Here is a 19,007-nt window from a genome sequence, read left to right as displayed (position 1 = left end):
GCCGCAGAAGCCGGCACGGTTTGCGACCAAGCGTAGGATGGGACAGGAATAAGAAAGGGACTACTATGAGCGTTCTTGACCGTTTTGAGAAAAGCGTGGAAGGCGCGGTCAACGGAGTGTTCGCGAAGTTCGGCTCCAAGGACCTGCAGCCCGTCGACCTGACGAGCGCACTCGAACGCGAGATCGACGAATCGGCGATGCCGGTGGGTCGTGAGCGCACGGTCGCGCCGAACGAGTATCGCTTCAAGCTGAGCACCCCCGATTTCGACCGCATCGAGCAGTGGGGCTCGGAGGCGCTCGCCAACGAACTCGCCGACAACCTCACGAAGTACGCGAAGAGCCAGCATTACGCGTTCGTAGGCCCCGTCGTCGTCGTGTTCGAGGAGGACCTCGAACTGTCGAAGGGCAACTTCAAGCTCACGAGCGAATCCGTGCAGGGCAACGCCGTCCCGGTCACGACCGACGCGCAGGCCGAGGACTGCCCGATGCTCGAGGTGAACAACAGCCAGTACCTGCTCACGAAGAGCAAGACGATCCTTGGACGGGGCTCCGGCTGCGACATCGTCATCGACGATCCGGGCATCTCCCGCAAGCATCTGGAGATCGACATCACCGACAACGGCGTCATCGCGCGCGATCTCGGCTCGACGAACGGCACCTACGTCGAAGGCCACCAGGTGCCGGCGGCCACGCTGCTCGACGGCAATACGATCACGATCGGCCGTACGCGCATCCTCTACTGGGCGTCGTCGCAAGACCAGGAGTGAACCGGGACACCGATTGCCGTTATGATTACCGAACTTACCTTCGCGGTACTGAAATACGCATTCCTGATTCTGCTGTGGGTGTTCGTCTGGAGCATCGCCCGCTCGCTGTACCGCGACGTGGCCTCCTACAGCCCGCGCAAGTCACGCGCGCGCCGCAAAAAGGAACGTGAGGTCCGCAGGAAGGCCGACGCGCCGGTCGCGGCCACCCCCGCCAGCTCGACGCCGAACCATCCGACGGCGGACGCGACGCCGGCGGTCGCCGACAAGCAGCCGACGCTGCTCGTCATCATCGACGGCCCGCTCGCCGGCACGTCGGTGCCGTTGAACTCAGCCGTCATCACGTTGGGGCGCGCGGCCTCGAACACCGTCGTGCTCGACGACGAATTCGTCTCGTCGCACCATGCGCGCGTCTACCCCGACGAGCGCTCGCACCAGTGGGCCATCGAGGACCTGCACAGCACGAACGGAACCGTGGTCAACCAGCAGCGCATCACCGCGCCCACGATCCTCGCGCCGCGCATCCCCGTGCGCATCGGCGCGACCACCTTCGAACTGAGGTGAGCCGATGACCTCCGCAGAGCACAGCACGCTGTACATGTATTCGACGACCGTCTCGGACGTCGGCACCGTCCGTTCCAACAACCAGGACTCGTCGTTCGCGGGCGCTCATCTCGTCGCGATCTGCGACGGCATGGGCGGCCATGCCGGCGGCGACACCGCGTCGACGATCGCGATCCGCTCGCTCGCGCACATCGAGCAGGACAGCGCTGAAGGCGACGTCGCGCGAGCGACCGCGATCATGGAGACGTCGACGCTCGCCGCGCACGACGCGATCGTCGGCAAGGCGAAGCGCGAACGCAAGCTCGCCGGCATGGGCACGACGATCACGGCGATCACATTGGTCTCCGGCTACTGGGTCCTCGCGCACATCGGCGACTCACGCGCGTATCTGCTGCGCGACGGCGCGCTGATGCGCCTGACAAGCGACCACAGCTACGTCCAGCATCTCATCGACACGAAACGCATCAGCGAATCCGAAGCGCGCAACCATCCGCAACGCAACGTCGTCATGCGCGTGCTCGGCGACTTCGACATCGACGCGCGCCCCGACATCTCGATCCGCGTCGCCCACGCCGGCGACCGCCTGCTGCTGTGCTCCGACGGCCTGTGCGGCGTGCTCGAGGATTCGACGATCGAGGAGACGATGCTCGCGGCGAGCGATCCGGAGGAGTGCGCGCAGCGGCTCGTCTCGATGGCGTTGCGCGCCGGCAGCACCGACAACGTGACAGCCGTCATCGCCGACGCGACGCTCGCGCTCAACGCCGACTCCTTCGACGTCCCCCACCAGACGCCGCTCATCGGCGGCGCAGCGAGCGCATCGCTCGACGCAATCGCCGACATCGTCAACGAACCGGTCTCCGCCGCGCCCGCGCTCATCGCGAAATCGTCGCCGGCGGAACGCGCGGCCGCGCTCATCCAGCCGCGTCCCTCCGACGACGACCAGGCGGACGGCGGCGCACCGGCGAAGCCGAGCGTCGGCCACACGAGCGAGGTGCGCGAGGAGACCGGCGAGCTGCAGGATCCGGACACCGGCGAGATCCCGGTCGTGCGCAAGAGCAACGGCCGCTACAGCGCCGATCCGAACGACCCGGAGGTCGCGGCCGCGATCCACCACGAGCAGCTCGAGAAGAAGAAGGCGGCGCGCTCGCGACGCTTCCGCGGACGCGTCGCCGCGGTGATCGTCGTCGCCCTCGCCGCGCTCGCGCTGTGCGGCATCGCCGGCGGTGCGTACGCGTGGAGCCAAAGGCAGTACTTTCTCGCGAAGGACGGTGACACGATCGCGATCTACCAGGGCGTGCCCACCAACATCTTCGGCATCAAACTGTCGCATCCGGTAGAACAGACGGACCTGAAGTTCAGCGAACTGCCGGAGGGATGGCAGAACCAGCTCGAAAGCGGCATCAACGTCGACGACTACGACGCCGCCGTCGCGAAGGCGGATCAGATCGAGCAGGAGCTCGAGAAGACGAAGCAGCAGCAGAAGGATGAGGAGGAGCGCCGCAAGGCCGCCGCGCAGGCGCAGCAGGAAGCGCTCGAGAAGGCGAAGAAGGAGACCGCCTCGCCATCGCCGTCCGCTTCGTCGTCGGCTTCGTCGTCGGCTTCGTCGTCGCCGTCCGCCACGGCCCAGGAGAAGGATTCGAAGTGACGAAGACCCGGATACGCTATCTGCTGCAGATCCTCTTCGCGTTCGTCATCACCGCCATCGGCGTCTTCCAGATGTTCGCGAGGACCGAGGGGCAGCCGCCGACGAACGCGCTCGTGCTGATGGGCGTCATCGCCGTGCTGTTCATCGTCACGTGGGCGCTCATCTGCAGGTTCCAGCCTTACGCGAACCAGTCGATCATGGCGTGCGTGCTCATGCTCACGTCGATCGGCATCCTCATGATCGCACGCTGCGACGCGGCGATAGACGCCCATGTCGCGACGCGGCAGATGATCTGGCTGTGCCTCGCACTCGTCTGCTGCGACCTGCTGTTCGTGTTCATGCACGACTACCGTGTGCTGCGGCGCTTCTCCTATGTGAGCATGGTCATAGGCCTCGCGCTGCTGCTGTCGCCGATGGTCCCCGGCCTCGGCCGCGAAATCGGCGGCGCGCGCATCTGGATCGGGATCGGACCGTATTCGCTGCAGCCGGGCGAGTTCGCGAAGCTGTTCCTCGCGTTCTTCTTCGCGTCCTATCTGTTCAACCACCGGGACCAGCTCGCCGTCGGCGGCAAGAAGCTCGGCCCGCTGCAGCTGCCGCGCCTGAAGGACCTCGGCCCGATCATCATCGTCTGGGTCGCGTCGATGGGCGTGCTCATCGTGCAGCACGACCTCGGCACGTCGCTGATGTTCTTCGCGATGTTCGTCGCGATGCTGTACGTCGCGACCGGCCGCGTGAGCTGGGTCGTCATCGGCTTCCTCGCCTTCGCCGCCGGCTGCGTCGTCGCCGCGCGCATCTTCGCGCATGTCGGCTACCGCGTCGACGCCTGGCTGCATCCCTTCGATCCGGTGATCTACAGCCGCTATCCGGGAGGTTCGAGCCAGATCGTGCAGGGCCTGTTCGGCCTCGCCTCGGGCGGTCTGATGGGCACCGGCCTCGGTCAGGGGTACCCGACCGTCACACCGCTGGCGAACTCCGACTTCATCTACGCGTCGACCGGCGAGGAACTCGGCCTTGTAGGCCTGTTCGCCGTGCTCATGCTCTACCTGCTCATCATCGCGGCCGGCATGATCATTGCGATGAAAATCAAGGACGGCTTCGGCAAGCTGCTGTCCTCGGGACTCGTGTTCACGATGGCGTTCCAGGTCTTCACCGTCGTCGGCGGCATCACGCTCGTCATCCCGCTCACCGGCCTGACGATGCCGTATATGGCGGCCGGCGGCTCGTCGCTCGTCGCGAACTACCTGCTCGCCGCGCTGCTCGTCATCATCTCGAACGCGGCGAACAAGCCGCAGTCCGACGAACTGAGCGACACCTTCCGCATGGAGGCGCTCTCGGTACTGCGCAGCCGCCAGCAGGCCGAGGCGCGCACCGCCTCGAACGACGCCCGCCACGTCCCCGCCGCGGATGGCGACGACGGCCCGGTCACGCAGATCGTCGCGCCGATCAACACCCATTCCTACGTCAACCTGCCGCGGCGCGCGGGCGGCGGCGCACACCCGGGAGGTGAGGCCTGATGAACAAAACGCTACGTCAGCTGTTCACCGCCGTCCTCGTGCTGTTCGTCATCCTCGGCCTCTCATCGTCGCTGATCATGACGGTGCGTTCGAACGCGCTCGCCAGCGACTCGCGCAACGTGCGCACGCTCTACTACACGAACAGCGCGGCACGCGGCGCGATCCTCGCCTCCGACGGCACGATCCTCGCCAAATCGGACGCGTCGCAGGACGAGTACAAGTACCAGCGCTCCTACGCCGACGGCGCCCTCTACGCGCCGGTCACCGGCTATTTCTCGGTCACGCAGAAGGCCGACCGCGGCATCGAGGCGTCCGAGGACACGCTGCTGACCGGCAAATCCGACGCGATGTTCTGGCAGCGGCTCAAGGGCCTGTTCACCGGCGAGGAGAACCGCGGCGCCTCAATCGAGACGTCGATCGACACGAAGCTGCAGAAGGCCGCCTACGACGCGCTCGGAGACGACGACGGCGCCGTCGTCGCGATCGAGCCGAGCACCGGCCGCATCCTCGCGATGGTGAGCAAGCCGAGCTACGACCCGAACCTGCTCGCGACGCACGACGGCGGCGAGGCGAACAAGAACTACGCCGAGCTGAGCCAGGGAGCGGCCAGCCCGATGATCAACCGCGCGACGAGCCAGCTGTACCCGCCCGGGTCCACGTTCAAGACCGTCGTCGCGGCCGCCGCGATCAACTCGGGCAAATACAACATCAACTCGCAGATCCCGGCCGGCGCGAGCTACACGCTGCCGGGCACCGAGACGGAGCTGACGAACTCATCGTCGGCCGGCGACGGCGTCGACGGCAAGATCTCGCTGAAGGACGCGATAGCGTATTCGTCGAACACGGCCTTCGCGCAGCTCGGCGTCGCGCTCGGAGACGATACGATCTCCGACATGGCGAAGAAGCTCGGCTTCGATTCGACGATCACGATCGACGGATCCGCCGCCGACGGCACGCCGATGCGCGCCGTCGCGTCCCGCTTCCCGCAGCAGGTCACTCCGGACCGTCTCGCGCTGGCGTCGATCGGGCAGGGCGACACGCTCGTCACGCCGCTGCAGAACGCGATGGTCGCCGCGGCCGTCGCAAACAAGGGCAAGGTCATGAAGCCGACGCTCGTCGACCGCGTGCGCTTCAGCGACCTGTCGGTGCTGCCGGACACGAAGCCGCAGGTCATGAGCACGGCGTTCAGCGAAGACACGGCGAAGCAGCTCACCGAGGGCATGGAGGCCGTCGTCACCGACGAGAACACGAACCTGGAGATCCCCGGCATCCGCGTCGCCGCGAAGACCGGCACCGCGCAGATCGGCGCCGACAACGATTCGATCGACGGCTGGGTCATCGGCTTCGCGCCGGCCGACGATCCGAAGATCGCCGTCGCCGTCGTCGTGCACAACGTCGACCTCTACGGCTCGTTCGCGGCGGGACCGGTCATGACCGCAGTAATGAAGGAGGCGCTTACCCAATGAGACTCATCGAAGGACAGCTCATTCGCCGGCGTTACCGCCTCGATTCACGTCTCGCACAGGGAGGCATGGGCGAGGTCTGGAAAGGCTACGACATCCAGCTCGGCCGCCCGGTCGCGATCAAGGCGCTGCGCACCGACACGACGAACCAGGAGTCGAAGCTGCGCAGGCTGCGCGCCGAAGCGCGCAATTCGGCGAATCTCGCGCACCCGAACATCGCCGCGCTGTTCGAGTACTACGAGCATGACGGCATCGGCTTCCTGATCATGGAATACGTGCCGAGCAAATCGCTCGCCGACCTGTTCCATGAGATCGACGGCCCGATGGAGCCGACGCAGCTGCTGCCGGCCCTCGTCCAGACGGCGCGCGGCCTCTTCGTCGCGCACTCGCATGGCGTCATCCACCGCGACGTCAAGCCGGCCAACATCATGGTCTCGGCCAACGGCGAGGTCAAGATCACCGATTTCGGCGTCTCCTATTCGACGAACCAGGAGCAGATCACGCAGGACGGCATGGTCGTCGGCACCGCGCAGTACATCTCCCCCGAGCAGGCGCAGGGGCAGCACGCCACGCCGCAGTCGGACATCTACTCACTCGGCGTCGTCGCCTACGAAGGCCTGTGCGGGCACCGTCCGTTCACCGGCGCAACGCCTGTCGACATCGCCGCAGCGCATGTCAACAACCCGGTGCCGCCGCTGCCGGCGACCGTCGACTTCCAACTGTCTCAATTCGTCATGTCGATGCTCGCGAAGGACCCGCTCGACCGTCCGCAGGACGCGCTGACGGTGGCCCGCGTCCTGTCGCGCATCGAACGCCGGCTGCTCGACCAGCAGACGATCGCCGTCGACGCGACGATGGTCACATCCGGAAAGAGGGTGCCGCGGCGCGTCGCGAGCGCGCCGCACCACGATCCGGCCACGAACACGATCCCTCCGTTCGCGCAGGCGGCGCAGACGGATTCCCCACGACACAACCACTTCGCGGTGCAAGGCGGAAGGAGCAGCAATGAGTAGCATGCCTACGACACTGGATGGTGGTCGCTACCAGCTCGGCCAGCTCATCGGACGAGGCGGCATGGCGGAGGTCCATGTGGCCGTCGATACGCGTCTCGGTCGCACCGTCGCCATCAAGATCATGCGCCCCGACCTCGCCCATGACGAGATCTTCCTGACGCGCTTCCAGCGCGAGGCGCATTCGGTCGCGCAGATGAACAACCCGAACATCGTCAACATCTACGATTCGGGCGAGGAGGTCATCACCTTCGAGAACGGCCAGACCGAGCATCTGCCGTATCTGGTCATGGAATACGTCAAGGGCCAGACGCTCAGGGACATCATCAAGGCGAACGGCCCGCTTTCGCAGCGCGACGCCGAGCACGTGATGATCGGCGTGCTCAGCGCGCTCGAGTATTCGCACCGGATGGGCATCATCCACCGCGACATCAAGCCCGGCAACATCATGATCTCCGAGCAGGGCATCGTCAAGGTCATGGACTTCGGCATCGCCCGCGCGCTCGACGATTCGGCGACGACGATGACGAAGTCGCAGGGCGTCGTCGGCACCGCGCAGTACCTCTCCCCCGAGCAGGCGCGCGGCGAGACCGTCGACATGCGCTCCGACCTGTATTCGGCCGGCTGCGTGCTCTACGAGATGCTCACCGGACGTCCGCCCTTCACCGGCGATTCGGCTGTCGCGATCGCCTACCAGCATGTCTCCGAGGTGGCCGTGCGTCCGAGCACGATCGTGCCGGGACTGCCGACGGCGTGGGATTCGATCTGCGCGAAGGCGATGGCGAAGGACCGCCAGAACCGTTACGCGACGGCCGCCGAATTCAAGAGCGACATCATCGCGCTCATGAACGGCGGCGTGCCGACGGCGACCGCATTCAACCCGCTGACCGACCTGTCGACGACGAAGACGCAACAACAGCAGCGTCCCCCGCAGCCGGTGCCGGCCCAGCAGGGACCGGCCACGCAGGTGTTCAATCCGGTCACCGGCCAGTTCGAACAGGTCAATCCGGACGGTTCGGCCGGTTCGCTCAAGACGCGCGCGGATCGTCGCGCCGAGATCGCGAAGAAGAAGCACAAGCGCAACGTCGTCATCGCGTCCGTCGCCGCGGCCATCGTCATCCTCGGCATCGCGATCGGCGGATGGCTGTGGTGGGACCACGCGCAGAACGCGACGAAGTACGTGACGGTTCCGACCTTCAACGAGACGACGACCGAAGCGCGCGCACGCAAGCAGCTCAGCGACCTCGGGCTCAACATCAACGTCAAGCAGGACGCCGATTCGACGAAGCCGGAGGGCATGTTCACGAAGCAGACCCCGGCCGGCGGCCAGCGCGTCGCCGAGGGCAGCACCGTCGAGGTGTGGTTCTCGACCGGCCCCCGTTCGATCAAGATCCCGGACGTGACCGGCTATACGCAGGAGCAGGCGAGGTCGACGCTCGAGGACGCCGGATTCGTCGTCGAGTCGAGCGTGCAGACCGAGGACAGCGCGACGATCGCGAAGGACCATGTGACGCGCACCGACCCGGCCTACGGCACCTCGCAGCTCAAAGGATCCACGATCAGCCTGTGGGTGTCGTCGGGCATGACGAAGGTGCCGGACGGCATCGTCGGCCAGCCGCAGGACCAGGCACTGGCCGCGCTCTCCCAGATGGGGCTGACGGTCACCGTCATGCAGGAGTCGTCGGACACCGTCGCCAAGGGCTCGGTCATCCGCGTCTCGCCGGAGGTCGGCACGTCGGTCGCGCAGAACAGCACGGTGACGGTGTGGGTGTCGACGGGCCGTGAACAGGTGAACGTGCCGTCCGTCGCCGCAGGCGAGTCGCTCGCGAGCGCACGCGCCGTCCTCGAGGCGGCCGGACTGAGCGTCAAGGTGGAAGGCGATTCGTCGGACGACGCGACCGTCGAATCGATCAGCCCCGCCGCCGGCACGAGCGTGGACAAGGGGTCCGAGGTCACCGTCAAGACGAAGGCCCCGTCGTCGCCGTCACCGTCGCCGTCGGATTCCCCCTCCTCCTCGCCGTCGCCTTCCGAGTCGGGGCAGAACGGCGATGACCACAACCAGCCCTGACAGGCGCGGCGCTTAGCCGGCGGAAGCATCGCAATGGGCGGGGCCCGGATCCATGAACGATCCGGGCCCCGCCCATTGGGATGTGTGCGGCGGGAGCGCGCTCAGCGCATGCTCAACGCGCGAGTTTCGGCTGCAGTCCCAGGCTCTTGTCCACCGCGTCCGGCTGGCCGCAGATGGCGAGCCAGTTCGCGAACAGGCGGTAGCCGTCCTGCGTGAGCACCGATTCGGGATGGAACTGCACGGCGTACAGCGGCAGCTCGCGGTGCTTGATGCCCTGCACGATGTGGTCGTCGACGGTCCACGCCGTAACCTCGAGCGCATCGGCCGGCACCGAGTCGGGCTCGACGGCGAGCGAATGGTAGCGCGTGGCCGTCATCGGGTTCGCGACGCCGGCGAAGATCTCATCGTCGATGTGCTCGACGAGGCTCGTCTTGCCGTGCATGATCGACGGCGCATGGCTCACCGTGCAGCCGAACACCTCGGCGAGCGCCTGCATGCCGAGGCAGACGCCGAACATCGGCGTGCGCGTCGCCGCGCACACTCGGATCATGTCCTCGCTGACGCCCGCATCGGCCGGCGCGCCCGGCCCCGGCGAGATCAGGACGCCGTTGTAGCCGTCGAGGACGGCCTCGTCGGCCGGGTCGAGCGCGTCGTTGCGCACAACCGTCACGGTCGCGCCGAGCGTCTTGAGATAGCCGACGATTGTGTAGACGAAGGAATCGTAGTTGTCCACGACGAGGATATGCGCGGAATCGGTCATGAAAGGTCCTCTCGCTGGCGTGTGGGCTTGTACTCGCCCACCAGTGTAGTGCAAAGCCGGTGTAGCGGGCGCGCGGCGCGCTACACGGCCACATAGTTGGACATCTGCTGCAGGAACGGGACGTTCGCGGCCGCCCATGGGAAGCCCCACTGGAACAGCGCGGCCGCGGCGGCGAAGACGAGCAGCAGCATCAGCAGGCAGCGGATCGGCGCGGCGCCGGGCTGGTGGCGCAGCAGCCAGCCGTAGATGTCCGCGTCCGGCAACGGCTTGCCCCCCTCACGAATCGCGCGCAGCGCCGGCCAGCGCCAGGCGACGGCCGCCGCGAGGAACACGACCAGATACACGACGAGCGCGCCCCACACCCACGGCGCGAGCGATGTGATCGACGACGCGAACGACTGCCGCTCGTTGTTGATGAATTCGACGGCGCCGCTGGAATCGGTCTTCGCCAGTTCCTCCGGGATGCCGTCCGAGACCTTCGCCCAGTACGCGAACTCGCCGAAGCTCACCCAGCGGTGCGTCGGCGACGTGTATTTCGGTTCGCAGGTCGTCATCGTGATGAGCCGTTTCGTCGGCGGCTCCCCCGGATGCTCGGGGTTCGCGCCGATGACCCATCCTTCGTCCGGCGTCACGATCGTGTAGTTCGTATAGTGGTAGACGTACCAGTAGTCCTTCGAGCGGATGACGATCGCGTCGCCCTTCTCGAGCTTGTCGACGTCGCCGAGCGGCTGCCCGTAGCCGTTGCGGTGCCCGGCGATCGCGAAGTTGCCGACCTGCCCGGCCATCTGCGAGTCCACATAGTGGCCCAGACCGTGCTGGTTGAGCTCGGCGAGGTCGGTGCCCTGCACGAGGTTGCGTTCCCACTGGTCGCCGAAGCGCGGGATGTAGACGCGGGCGATGAGCTCGCCGACGAGCGCCTCCTGCGGCTGCACCGGCGGATCGCCCTCCTGCGGCTGCGCGATCGTCAATGTGCCGCCGTCGTTCGGCTGCGCCCATGCGACCTGCGCGCGCGTCTCCTGCTGGACATGGTCCGACTGCACGCCGGTCCACCACTGCATCCACGCCACGTACAGACCGCAGATCGCGGCGAAGGTGAGCAGCAGCTCCGCGATGATCGTGACGATCGCGCGTCCGACGCTGCGTGTGCGGCGCGGCGCCGCATGCTGACTGTGTTCCATGGTGGTGTCTTCCCCCGTTCTTCATGACCGGTCGTCCCGGACGGCCGTCGCCGGCCATGTCCGCGGACCGCATCAAGAATCGTACTCTATTGGTCACCGCCGCCCGCTTGCTCGCCGCCGCCCGCGGCATCATCGGTATCGTTGCCCGACTTGTTCGGCTGTTGCAGCACATGCGCGTACTGCAGCGGCTGCAGCAGCATCGTCGTGCTGTCGAAGTGGAGTTCGCTTTCCGTGCGCACGTCGTAGCCGAGGCCGTACGCGTCCACGTACTGCCGGTAGATCTGCACGGCGCGCGAATCGTCGAGTGCCTGGATCATCAGCGTCGGCGGCCCGATCGCGGAGATCGTGAACGGCGGCGAGTACTTGCGGCCCTGCAGCAGCAGCACGTTGCCCGAGCAGATGATCGCCGACGTTGACAGCACGCGCTGGTCCATGATCTGCATCGACTCCGCGCCGCCCGCCCACAGCGCGTCGACGACCGCCTCGACGTCCTGCTGGTGCACGACGTACTTGTCGTTGTCCACCGCCGACCCCGACGAATCGACGGCGTTCTTCCACATCGACGAATCGTTGAGCGTCACCGTGACGCCCGGACCCTCGACGGCGGGCAGCATCGTGCTGGAGCCGGCGTCCTCGGACGACCGCGACTGGTCGGACTGCACACGCGCGCTCAGCTTGTCGACCTGCGCCGACAGCTCCTTCACATCGGCCTGCAGCTCGTCCACCTTGCGCACACGGTTCTCGACGAGCTCGGCGGCATCGGAGGAGACGGTCGTCGTGCGGTTGACGCGCATGTTCGTGATGAGCAGGAAGCCGGCGAAGGTGACGACGAGCAGCACGGAGACGCTGCCGATGAACGACTTGCCGGTGCCATGCTTCGGTCTGTGCCTGGCCATATCCGTCTCCTTACGAACTCCGCCGCCGAACCATATGGCCCACCTTCGCGGCGACGCGCGAAAATATGATGATTTTGCTCATGATGGCCGCCTCTGGTGGCCGCTTTCGCGAGCAACCACTATGATACCTAATTAGCCTATGCAAGGAGATTAGACAAATGGCTGACGAAGAGCTGCACAAAACACCCACGGATGGCCAGGTCGACGAACACGGTACCGCCGAGAAGTCGAACGACGAGCCGCATATGCAGGACGACGGGGCGGAGAAGGCGCCGATGGATCTGGCGCAGGCCGCAACCTACGTCGAGAACGACGAGATCCCGGTCGGCCGCATCCAGGAGATCCTCAACCAGACCGTCGACGAGAAGGACATGACGCCGCAGATGCGCCGCATGATGCAGCGTCAGCGTGAGAACACGAAGCGCGTCGAGGAGAGCATCAAGGGCACGAAGGCGAATCCGGGTTGGTTCGTGCCGGTGTTCTGCACGCTGATGATCATCGGCCTCATCTGGGCCGTCGTCTTCTATCTGACGAACTACACATATCCGATTCCGTCGATCGGCTCCTGGAACCTTCTGATCGCGTTCGCGTTCTTGATCGCCGGCTTCATCATGATGGTCTGGTGGCGCTGACATCGTGGCACATGACTGATCAGGGCGCCCTCCGGTGCCCTTTTTTGTTGCCCGCGATCGGCTTTAGGTAGTCCATGCGTGACCACACCTATAAGCCGCCGCCTACAACCTCCCACACGGCATTCCTTGCGTGGCCTCACCCATACGCTGCCATCCGCAGCCCATCAAATGGCAGTCCATGCGTGACCACACCCACATATGGCCATCCACACCCTGGGCGTCTCGTCCTCAGTCGCGCTTGTGCGCGCGGATCAGGATGTGGCGGCCGTCTGCGTCCGTCGTCGCGAAGACGTACACGTCGCCGCCATCGGCCAGCTTGAGCTTCTTCGCGAGCTGAGCGGCCGTGAGTGGGAAATTGCGCACGGCGACGTTCGCCTTGCGTTCGCCTTCGAGCAGCCGCCGGACGTCCTTCTTGTTCATCGTGCCGATGCCGTCGATCACGAAGGCGCGCCCGGGGAAATCGTCGAACCACTGATCGGCGACGAACAGATGGCTGTTGACGCCGATCTGCGTCGCCGGCCAACGCCGTTGCAGCGTCGCGAATGCGCCGCCCTTCATGATCGCCGCGTTCGGTTCGTAGAGGAAACGCATATCGGACAGCGTCGATGACGGCGCGATGGTCGGCCGTTCGTCGTCGCCGGCGAGGAACTCGACGCATGCGCCGTCGTCCACGCATCGGATCAGCGGCCGCTCGGTGCGCCCCCTGCCGAGCACGACGAGGATCTCCTTGCATTCGTTGTGCACGGCGACGATGTCGAGACGACGCACCGCGCCGCCGAAATCGTCGATCGTCTGCCGCCAATCGAGCATCGGCGACAGTTTGACGACGACGAACGGCGCTTTGGCGAGCAACGCGTCGCGCGACGCGAGCACGTCGGGCGTGCAGTCGGAGATCGCGACGGTACGCGCTCCATGCGCGTCGCGCCGCGCCGGATCGACGTAGATGAGCGTCGCCGGAGGCATCGTCGCCAGCGTCGCGACGCCGTCGGCGCAGACGACGCGCGCGTTCCCGACGCCGAGCTCACGCAGATTGTGCATCGCGAGCACGCACAGCCGCGGTTGCCTTTCGACGTAGACGGCCTCGTCGAATACTCGTGCCATGAAGGAGAAGTCAACGCCGAAACCGCCTGTGAGATCGACAAGCGTCGTCGGATGCGGCTGCCCGGCGATGAGTTCGGCCGCCAGCCGCGCCTTGTATTCGGCCGCAGGCTGCGACGAGCACTGCTCCATCGGCACATGCGGCGGATAGATGATGCCGTCGGTCGCCGCCCAACGCGGCAGTTTCGACCGGGCGGTGCGCCGACCGGCGATCTGGTCGAGCGCGAAAGGCACGTCCACGCCATCGTCCCGTTTCGCGTGGAGCGCGACGTCGCGCACATCCTCGTCCTGATGCGCCGCGATGAACGCGCGCGTCGCCTCGTCGACGCGCGGCGAGATGCACCCGCCGACGCAAATGGCATTATCGTCGTTGTCCATAAGCCGCATTGTAGCGGCGTGCCGCCCGCAGGCCGTCCAGAACCATACGGATACGCGCCGACGCGTGGGGCGGACTGCCCCGTCGTCGCAACCGTCCTCTGACACCGTCCTCATCCGGCCCTCGCATGCCGACGAGTCCCGCACTTTCTTGCGCGACCTCGATGATCGATTCATCCGGCCCACGCGCGCCGACGAGTTTGACAGCTCGACCGGTCCGCCGTCGGCGGCCGCATCCGAGCCACGCACGCCGGCGAGGCCTGCGGATCCGCGACTGCAAGCGCGGCCGCGTACCCAAATTGGGTAGAGCGGTTGACACCGCTTTGAAGCCGACAGGATAATCGTCTATAGGTCTTTCCACGGTCCGCTCCGGCTCCGCCACCCGTTCCGGGAACATGCTCAGAGACCGAACGACGTTCCTCTGCATGACTGCGAACCCATTGCCTCAGGGCAAATCGATCGACCTGACGAACGGCCGTTGTATTCGACGCACGATACCGGCCCTACGGGGTGGGAGTCCTTGAGGAGGAAAACAGTGGCAGGGGATGTCCACTGTGTTTCGATTTCTGACATAACGTGAAATGTGGATAACTTTTGATGCCCTACATATAGGGACACCCCATTGCAAAATCCCTATTTATGGCTTGATTCCAACGGTTCAGCAAGGATGTGGATAACTCTTATCCACATCCTCCACCAGTGAGGAAACCTCGGATATCAACATTTGTGGATATCTATGTGGATAACTTCGAGTGGTTTCCTCACCCTATCCCCGAGTTATCCACAACGTTTTCCACATCCTGTGGAAAACTACACCGCTGTAAGTTGCAGCACGCCGTCGGCTTGCAACCAAGCGTCCATCCGACACCGCCGATGCGCGCTTGCGGAACACCACGCTCATAGGGCCATCGCGTAGATGTTGCTCTGGTCGCACACGATGACGATGACCGCTTCGAGCAGCAGCAACGCACCGCCGTAGATCAACGTGCGCGCCAATGTCGACCTGCGCCGCAGCGCGCGCGGGCCGTCCACGACGAGCAACGTGAGCAGACCGCCGAAGACGAAGCCTCCGACATGCGCCTGCCATGCGATATTCGGCACGACGAGCGGCATCGCGAAGTTGATCGCCATCCATACGAGCATCGAACGCATATCCGAGCCGGCCTTCCGGTATACGACGAGGCACGCGGCGAACAGGCCGAACAACGCGCCGGATGCGCCATAGGAGTAAGTGAGCCAAGCGGAGGGGTCATGGCCGAAGGCCGCCCACATCTCCATGCCGACGCCGCCCCCGATGCCCGCGATCAGATACAGCATCAGATACGGCCAGTGCCCCATGAGCCGCTCCAGGAACGGCCCCACGCACCACAGCGTCAGCATGTTGAACAGGATATGGAAGATCGACGTCGGCGCATGCAGGAACATCGACGTGACGAACATCCACGGTTCGCGCGCCGCACGGTAGGGCTGCATCGCGCCATACTGCAGCAGCTGCACGAGCGCCGGGCGGCCCACCAGATTGAGGACGAACTCGACGATCCACAGCGCGACGCACACGACGATGATCGCCAACGTGACGACCGGCTCGCCGTTGCGCCACCGGTAGCGCAGCGACCGCAGCGAGAACACCTGCCTCATCGACGGGGAGTCGGGAAACAACGAAAAACGATTGTTGGGCATAGGTCACACTGTAGCGCAGGATCGCGCGCCACCGTGCGCCGCCGTTTTCGCGTTGCGATGCAAGGACTTGCCATGAGCACAACCGAAGTCGCGCGAACGCGGCGAAAGTCCTATGATGGTGAACAGAGTTGTCTGGGGAAACCAGCCGACCACGTAATCGGAAAGGAGCCGTCATGAAGGAAAACAAGTCCTCTAGCGGTTGGAAATTCTTCGCGCTGCTCTTCGGCGCACTGCTCGCGGCAGTCGTCGGAGTCTACGTCTACAAGCAGCAGAACCCGGACTATGATCCGTGGGAGGAGCCGTGGGAGAACAGCTCGTCGCCCGTCGACCTCACGCTCGCGAAGGACAAGACCGAGGACGACGTCGATAAGGTCGCTCCGGCCGCCGACGCGGCTTGAGCATATGCGCCGCACTGCGTTGTGCGGCGACGAAGCGCGCGAAGCGCGCATTGTCGACATCAGAGGACCGCGGTGCGCACGATTGTTGGAACGTGTACACCGCGGTTTTTATATGGATGACGATATCACCGCCGATATCACCGTATATCCTCGCGTATGCGGCATCCACTCGCGCTGCGACGCCGATGCCGCCGCCGTCCATGAGACGAGGATCCGCGCATACCGGCGGCCGATTGATCGCGATATATACAGACGAACGGCGGGCGACACCCGAAGGTGCCGCCCGCCGTTCGTCTTATGCCGCGGTCAGCGTGACGACCGTGTGAATCACTTCTCGGTCGGCAGCGGGCCGGTCATCCAGACGCGCTCGAGGTAATCCTCGATCGAGCGATCCGAGCTGAAGTAACCGGAGTTGGCGACGTTGAGGATCGCCTTGCGGTTCCATTCGAGCTGATCGGCGTACAGCGTCTCGATCTGGGACTGGATGTCGTGGTACGCCGTGAAGTCGGCGAGCGTCATGAACCAGTCCTTCGTCAGCCAATCGGAGACGAGCGGAGCATAGGTCTCCTTGTCGCCGTTGGAGAAGGTGCCGTCCGCGACCATGTCGATCGCGGTCTTGAGGCGCGGATCCGCTTCGTAGAACTTCGCCGGATCGTAGTTGCCCTCGTACATCTTGTCCACCTCGTCGACGGTCATGCCGAAGAGGAAGAAGTTGTCGGCGCCGACGCGTTCGCGGATCTCGACGTTCGCGCCGTCGAGCGTGCCGACGGTGAGCGCGCCGTTGAGGGCGAACTTCATGTTCGAGGTGCCGGACGCTTCCTTGCCCGCCTGCGAGATCTGCTCGTCGAGCTCGGTCGCCGGGATCAGCATCTGCGCGACGCGGATGTTGTAGTTCCACGGGAACACGACCTTGAGCTTGCCCTTGACGTCCGGATCGTTGTCGATGACCTTGGCGACGTTGTTGATGAGCTGGATCGTCATCTTGGCGAGGTAGTAGCCCGGGGCGGCCTTCGCACCGAAGATGACGGTGCGCGGCGTGATGTCCTCGGCCTTGACCTTGCCGGACTTGATGTCCGCGTAGGTGGCGATGACCTCGAGGATCTTGAGGGCCTGGCGCTTGTACTCGTGCAGACGCTTGATCATCGTGTCGAACATCGTCGTCGGGTCGAGTTCGAAGCCGTACTCGGCCTTCGCGAAGTCGGCGAAACGGACCTTGTTGTCGTACTTGACCTTCGCGAACTTCTTGACGAACTCGTCGTCCGCGGCGAGCGGCTCGAGGTTCTTGAGCAGCTCGAGGTCCTCGAGCCACTTGTCGGTGCCGAGGCCTTCGGTGATGAGCGCGGACAGACCCGGGTTCGCGAGCTTCATGAAGCGACGCGGGGTGACGCCGTTGGTGACGTTCGTGAACTTCGCCGGATAGATGTCCGAGAAGTCGCGCAGCGTCACGTCCTTGAGCAGCTGCGAATGCAGCTCGGCGACGCCGTTGACGTGCGAGCCGGCGTAGGAGGCGAGGTACGCCATGCGCACCGACGGGTTCTCGCCCGCGGTGAGGATGCGCATACGCTCGATCTTCGCCTCGTCGTCGGTGCGGTCGGCGAGCTCGTGCATGAACTGGTCGTTGATCTTCTCGATGATCTCGAGATGACGCGGCAGCAGCTTGCCGATGAGCGACGCCGGCCACACTTCGAGCGCTTCCGGAAGCAGCGTGTGGCACGTGTAGTTGAAGGTCTTCGTCGTGATGTCCCACGCGGTATCCCAGTCGTAGCCGTACTCATCGATGAGGATGCGCATGAGCTCCGGGATGCCGATGACCGGGTGGGTGTCGTTGAGCTGGAACGTGATCTTGTCCGGGAAGGTCGTCAGATCCGGCTTCTCGGCGTCGCCGTAGAAGACGCGGATCGCGTCGTGCAGCGAAGCGGAAGCGAAGAAGTACTGCTGCTCGAGGCGCAGTTCCTTGCCGACCTCCGTCGAATCCTCCGGGTAGAGGATCTTGGAGATGTTCTCGGCCTCGACCTGCGGCTTGACCGCGTCGAGGTACTCGGACTTGTTGAAGGTGAGCAGGTCGAACTCGTCGTACGCGCGGGCCTGCCACAGGCGCAGCGTGTTGACGCGGCCGGATTCGTAGCCCGGAACCATGTAGTCGACCGGGATCGCGCGGACAGCCCACGCCGGCTTCCACACGCGCTTACCGTCCTCTTCGACGACTTCGCCGCCGAAGTTGACGCGCTGGTCGCGCGCGTAGTCGATGTGGCCCCACGGATCCTCGTTGGCCAGCCAGTAGTCAGGACGCTCGACCTGACGGCCGTCCTCGTCGAATTCCTGACGGAAGATGCCGTAACGGTACTGGATGCCGTAGCCGAAGGCCGGAACGCCCAGCGACGCGAGGGAATCGATGAAGCAGGCGGCGAGACGGCCGAGGCCGCCGTTGCCGAGGCCCGGCTCGTATTCGGCGTCGATGACTTCCTGGGCGTCGAAGCCCAGCTCCTTGACGGCCGCGTAGAACTGATCGGTGAGGCCTGAGTTGAGCAGCGCGTTGCGCAGCTGCTTGCCCATGAGGAACTCAGCGGACAGGTAGCCGACGGCCTTGGTGTTGCCGTTGACCATGTCCTGCTGGGTCTTCATCCAAGAATCCATAAGGTGCTTGCGCACAGCGGTGGCCGTGGCGACGTAGACGTCGGCCGGCTTCGCCTGTTCAGGCGTAACGCCCTGCGTGTACTTGAGCTCGTTGCGGATCTCGTCCGCGAACTGGGCTGCGGTAACCGAGGACTTCGGTGCTGTAAGTTCGGTCATATCTATGACTCCTCTGAACATTATCTTCACTATGAACGTCCACGGGCAAAAGCTCCTGTCCCATCGGGAATCCGCGCCACAAGCTCTTCCGTCCGTTTTTGCATACGTTCTCAAACAGAAAATCATAGCATAAGGTCCACTTTGTCAACGCCTGCGTCTGCGTTCACGCGCT

15 protein-coding genes are annotated in these 19,007 nt (G+C 65.0%); 9 read left to right on the top strand and 6 right to left on the bottom strand.

The window, feature by feature from the left end:
• The first annotated feature begins 65 nt into the window (after positions 1-65).
• The 7 genes from D2E22_RS02900 to pknB are packed head-to-tail and all read left to right on the top strand — an operon-like array spanning position 66 to position 9,028.
• On the top strand, positions 66-767 hold the full coding sequence (locus D2E22_RS02900; RefSeq protein WP_095612814.1) for an FhaA domain-containing protein: 702 nt from the start codon (positions 66-68) through the stop codon (positions 765-767).
• Positions 768-788: 21 nt separating this feature from the next.
• Positions 789-1,328: an FHA domain-containing protein FhaB/FipA gene (locus tag D2E22_RS02895; RefSeq protein ID WP_126031633.1), complete on the top strand. Its 540-nt coding sequence runs from the start codon at positions 789-791 to the stop codon at positions 1,326-1,328.
• A 4-nt stretch (positions 1,329-1,332) separates the two neighbouring features.
• On the top strand, positions 1,333-2,973 hold the full coding sequence (locus tag D2E22_RS02890; protein ID WP_241218142.1) for a PP2C family protein-serine/threonine phosphatase: 1,641 nt from the start codon (positions 1,333-1,335) through the stop codon (positions 2,971-2,973).
• On the top strand, positions 2,970-4,487 hold the full coding sequence (locus D2E22_RS02885; protein ID WP_241218141.1) for an FtsW/RodA/SpoVE family cell cycle protein: 1,518 nt from the start codon (positions 2,970-2,972) through the stop codon (positions 4,485-4,487). Before D2E22_RS02890 ends, D2E22_RS02885 begins: the two co-directional genes overlap by 4 nt.
• Complete coding sequence (locus D2E22_RS02880; protein ID WP_126031632.1) at positions 4,487-5,953, top strand: peptidoglycan D,D-transpeptidase FtsI family protein; 1,467 nt, start codon at positions 4,487-4,489, stop codon at positions 5,951-5,953. Before D2E22_RS02885 ends, D2E22_RS02880 begins: the two co-directional genes overlap by 1 nt.
• Positions 5,950-6,963, top strand: coding sequence for a serine/threonine-protein kinase (locus tag D2E22_RS02875; protein ID WP_126031631.1), 1,014 nt, complete (start codon positions 5,950-5,952; stop codon positions 6,961-6,963). Before D2E22_RS02880 ends, D2E22_RS02875 begins: the two co-directional genes overlap by 4 nt.
• Positions 6,956-9,028: a Stk1 family PASTA domain-containing Ser/Thr kinase gene (gene pknB, locus D2E22_RS02870; RefSeq protein WP_126031630.1), complete on the top strand. Its 2,073-nt coding sequence runs from the start codon at positions 6,956-6,958 to the stop codon at positions 9,026-9,028. The genes D2E22_RS02875 and pknB overlap by 8 nt, the downstream gene beginning before the upstream one ends.
• Before the next feature lie 112 nt (positions 9,029-9,140).
• Here the strand turns inward: pknB and D2E22_RS02865 are convergent, their stop codons facing one another.
• From D2E22_RS02865 to D2E22_RS02855, 3 genes are all read right to left on the bottom strand, one after another.
• Complete coding sequence (locus tag D2E22_RS02865; protein ID WP_126031629.1) at positions 9,141-9,788, bottom strand: anthranilate synthase component II; 648 nt, start codon at positions 9,786-9,788, stop codon at positions 9,141-9,143.
• Between the two features lie 80 nt (positions 9,789-9,868).
• Positions 9,869-10,966 (bottom strand): class E sortase, encoded by a 1,098-nt coding sequence (locus D2E22_RS02860; protein WP_126031628.1) that lies wholly within the window; start codon positions 10,964-10,966, stop codon positions 9,869-9,871.
• A gap of 86 nt (positions 10,967-11,052) precedes the next feature.
• On the bottom strand, positions 11,053-11,862 hold the full coding sequence (locus D2E22_RS02855) for a DUF881 domain-containing protein (protein WP_126031627.1): 810 nt from the start codon (positions 11,860-11,862) through the stop codon (positions 11,053-11,055).
• A gap of 158 nt (positions 11,863-12,020) precedes the next feature.
• Here D2E22_RS02855 and crgA point away from each other — a divergent pair, with 158 nt between their 5' ends.
• Positions 12,021-12,494, top strand: a complete 474-nt coding sequence (crgA, locus tag D2E22_RS02850) for a cell division protein CrgA (protein WP_126031626.1) — start codon at positions 12,021-12,023, stop codon at positions 12,492-12,494.
• A gap of 228 nt (positions 12,495-12,722) precedes the next feature.
• Here the strand turns inward: crgA and D2E22_RS02845 are convergent, their stop codons facing one another.
• Positions 12,723-13,970, bottom strand: a complete 1,248-nt coding sequence (locus D2E22_RS02845) for a THUMP-like domain-containing protein (protein WP_164518393.1) — start codon at positions 13,968-13,970, stop codon at positions 12,723-12,725.
• 894 nt (positions 13,971-14,864) lie between these two features.
• Complete coding sequence (locus D2E22_RS02840) at positions 14,865-15,647, bottom strand: rhomboid family intramembrane serine protease (RefSeq protein WP_126031624.1); 783 nt, start codon at positions 15,645-15,647, stop codon at positions 14,865-14,867.
• A gap of 173 nt (positions 15,648-15,820) precedes the next feature.
• Here D2E22_RS02840 and D2E22_RS02835 point away from each other — a divergent pair, with 173 nt between their 5' ends.
• Positions 15,821-16,045 carry a hypothetical protein gene (locus D2E22_RS02835; RefSeq protein WP_126031623.1) on the top strand — a complete coding sequence of 75 codons (225 nt, stop codon included), beginning with the start codon at positions 15,821-15,823 and terminating at the stop codon, positions 16,043-16,045.
• Between the two features lie 327 nt (positions 16,046-16,372).
• Here the strand turns inward: D2E22_RS02835 and D2E22_RS02830 are convergent, their stop codons facing one another.
• On the bottom strand, positions 16,373-18,835 hold the full coding sequence (locus D2E22_RS02830) for a glycogen/starch/alpha-glucan phosphorylase (RefSeq protein WP_126031622.1): 2,463 nt from the start codon (positions 18,833-18,835) through the stop codon (positions 16,373-16,375).
• Positions 18,836-19,007 lie beyond the last annotated feature (172 nt).

Source organism: Bifidobacterium castoris (genome assembly GCF_003952025.1).
GTDB classification, from domain to species: Bacteria; Actinomycetota; Actinomycetes; order Actinomycetales; family Bifidobacteriaceae; genus Bifidobacterium; species Bifidobacterium castoris.
This window is presented reverse-complemented; position numbering and strand designations above follow the sequence as displayed.

Bases quoted from the DNA above. Each gene is read 5' to 3' on its own strand.
- D2E22_RS02900 (WP_095612814.1), top strand. From the start codon at position 66: ATGAGCGTTCTTGACCGTTTTGAGAAAAGCGTGGAAGGCGCGGTCAAC.
- D2E22_RS02895 (WP_126031633.1), top strand. From the start codon at position 789: ATGATTACCGAACTTACCTTCGCGGTACTGAAATACGCATTCCTGATT.
- D2E22_RS02890 (WP_241218142.1), top strand. From the start codon at position 1,333: ATGACCTCCGCAGAGCACAGCACGCTGTACATGTATTCGACGACCGTC.
- D2E22_RS02880 (WP_126031632.1), top strand. From the start codon at position 4,487: ATGAACAAAACGCTACGTCAGCTGTTCACCGCCGTCCTCGTGCTGTTC.
- D2E22_RS02875 (WP_126031631.1), top strand. From the start codon at position 5,950: ATGAGACTCATCGAAGGACAGCTCATTCGCCGGCGTTACCGCCTCGAT.
- pknB (WP_126031630.1), top strand. From the start codon at position 6,956: ATGAGTAGCATGCCTACGACACTGGATGGTGGTCGCTACCAGCTCGGC.
- D2E22_RS02865 (WP_126031629.1), bottom strand. From the start codon at position 9,788: ATGACCGATTCCGCGCATATCCTCGTCGTGGACAACTACGATTCCTTC.
- D2E22_RS02860 (WP_126031628.1), bottom strand. From the start codon at position 10,966: ATGGAACACAGTCAGCATGCGGCGCCGCGCCGCACACGCAGCGTCGGA.
- D2E22_RS02855 (WP_126031627.1), bottom strand. From the start codon at position 11,862: ATGGCCAGGCACAGACCGAAGCATGGCACCGGCAAGTCGTTCATCGGC.
- crgA (WP_126031626.1), top strand. From the start codon at position 12,021: ATGGCTGACGAAGAGCTGCACAAAACACCCACGGATGGCCAGGTCGAC.
- D2E22_RS02845 (WP_164518393.1), bottom strand. From the start codon at position 13,970: ATGGACAACGACGATAATGCCATTTGCGTCGGCGGGTGCATCTCGCCG.
- D2E22_RS02840 (WP_126031624.1), bottom strand. From the start codon at position 15,647: ATGCCCAACAATCGTTTTTCGTTGTTTCCCGACTCCCCGTCGATGAGG.
- D2E22_RS02835 (WP_126031623.1), top strand. From the start codon at position 15,821: ATGAAGGAAAACAAGTCCTCTAGCGGTTGGAAATTCTTCGCGCTGCTC.
- D2E22_RS02830 (WP_126031622.1), bottom strand. From the start codon at position 18,835: ATGACCGAACTTACAGCACCGAAGTCCTCGGTTACCGCAGCCCAGTTC.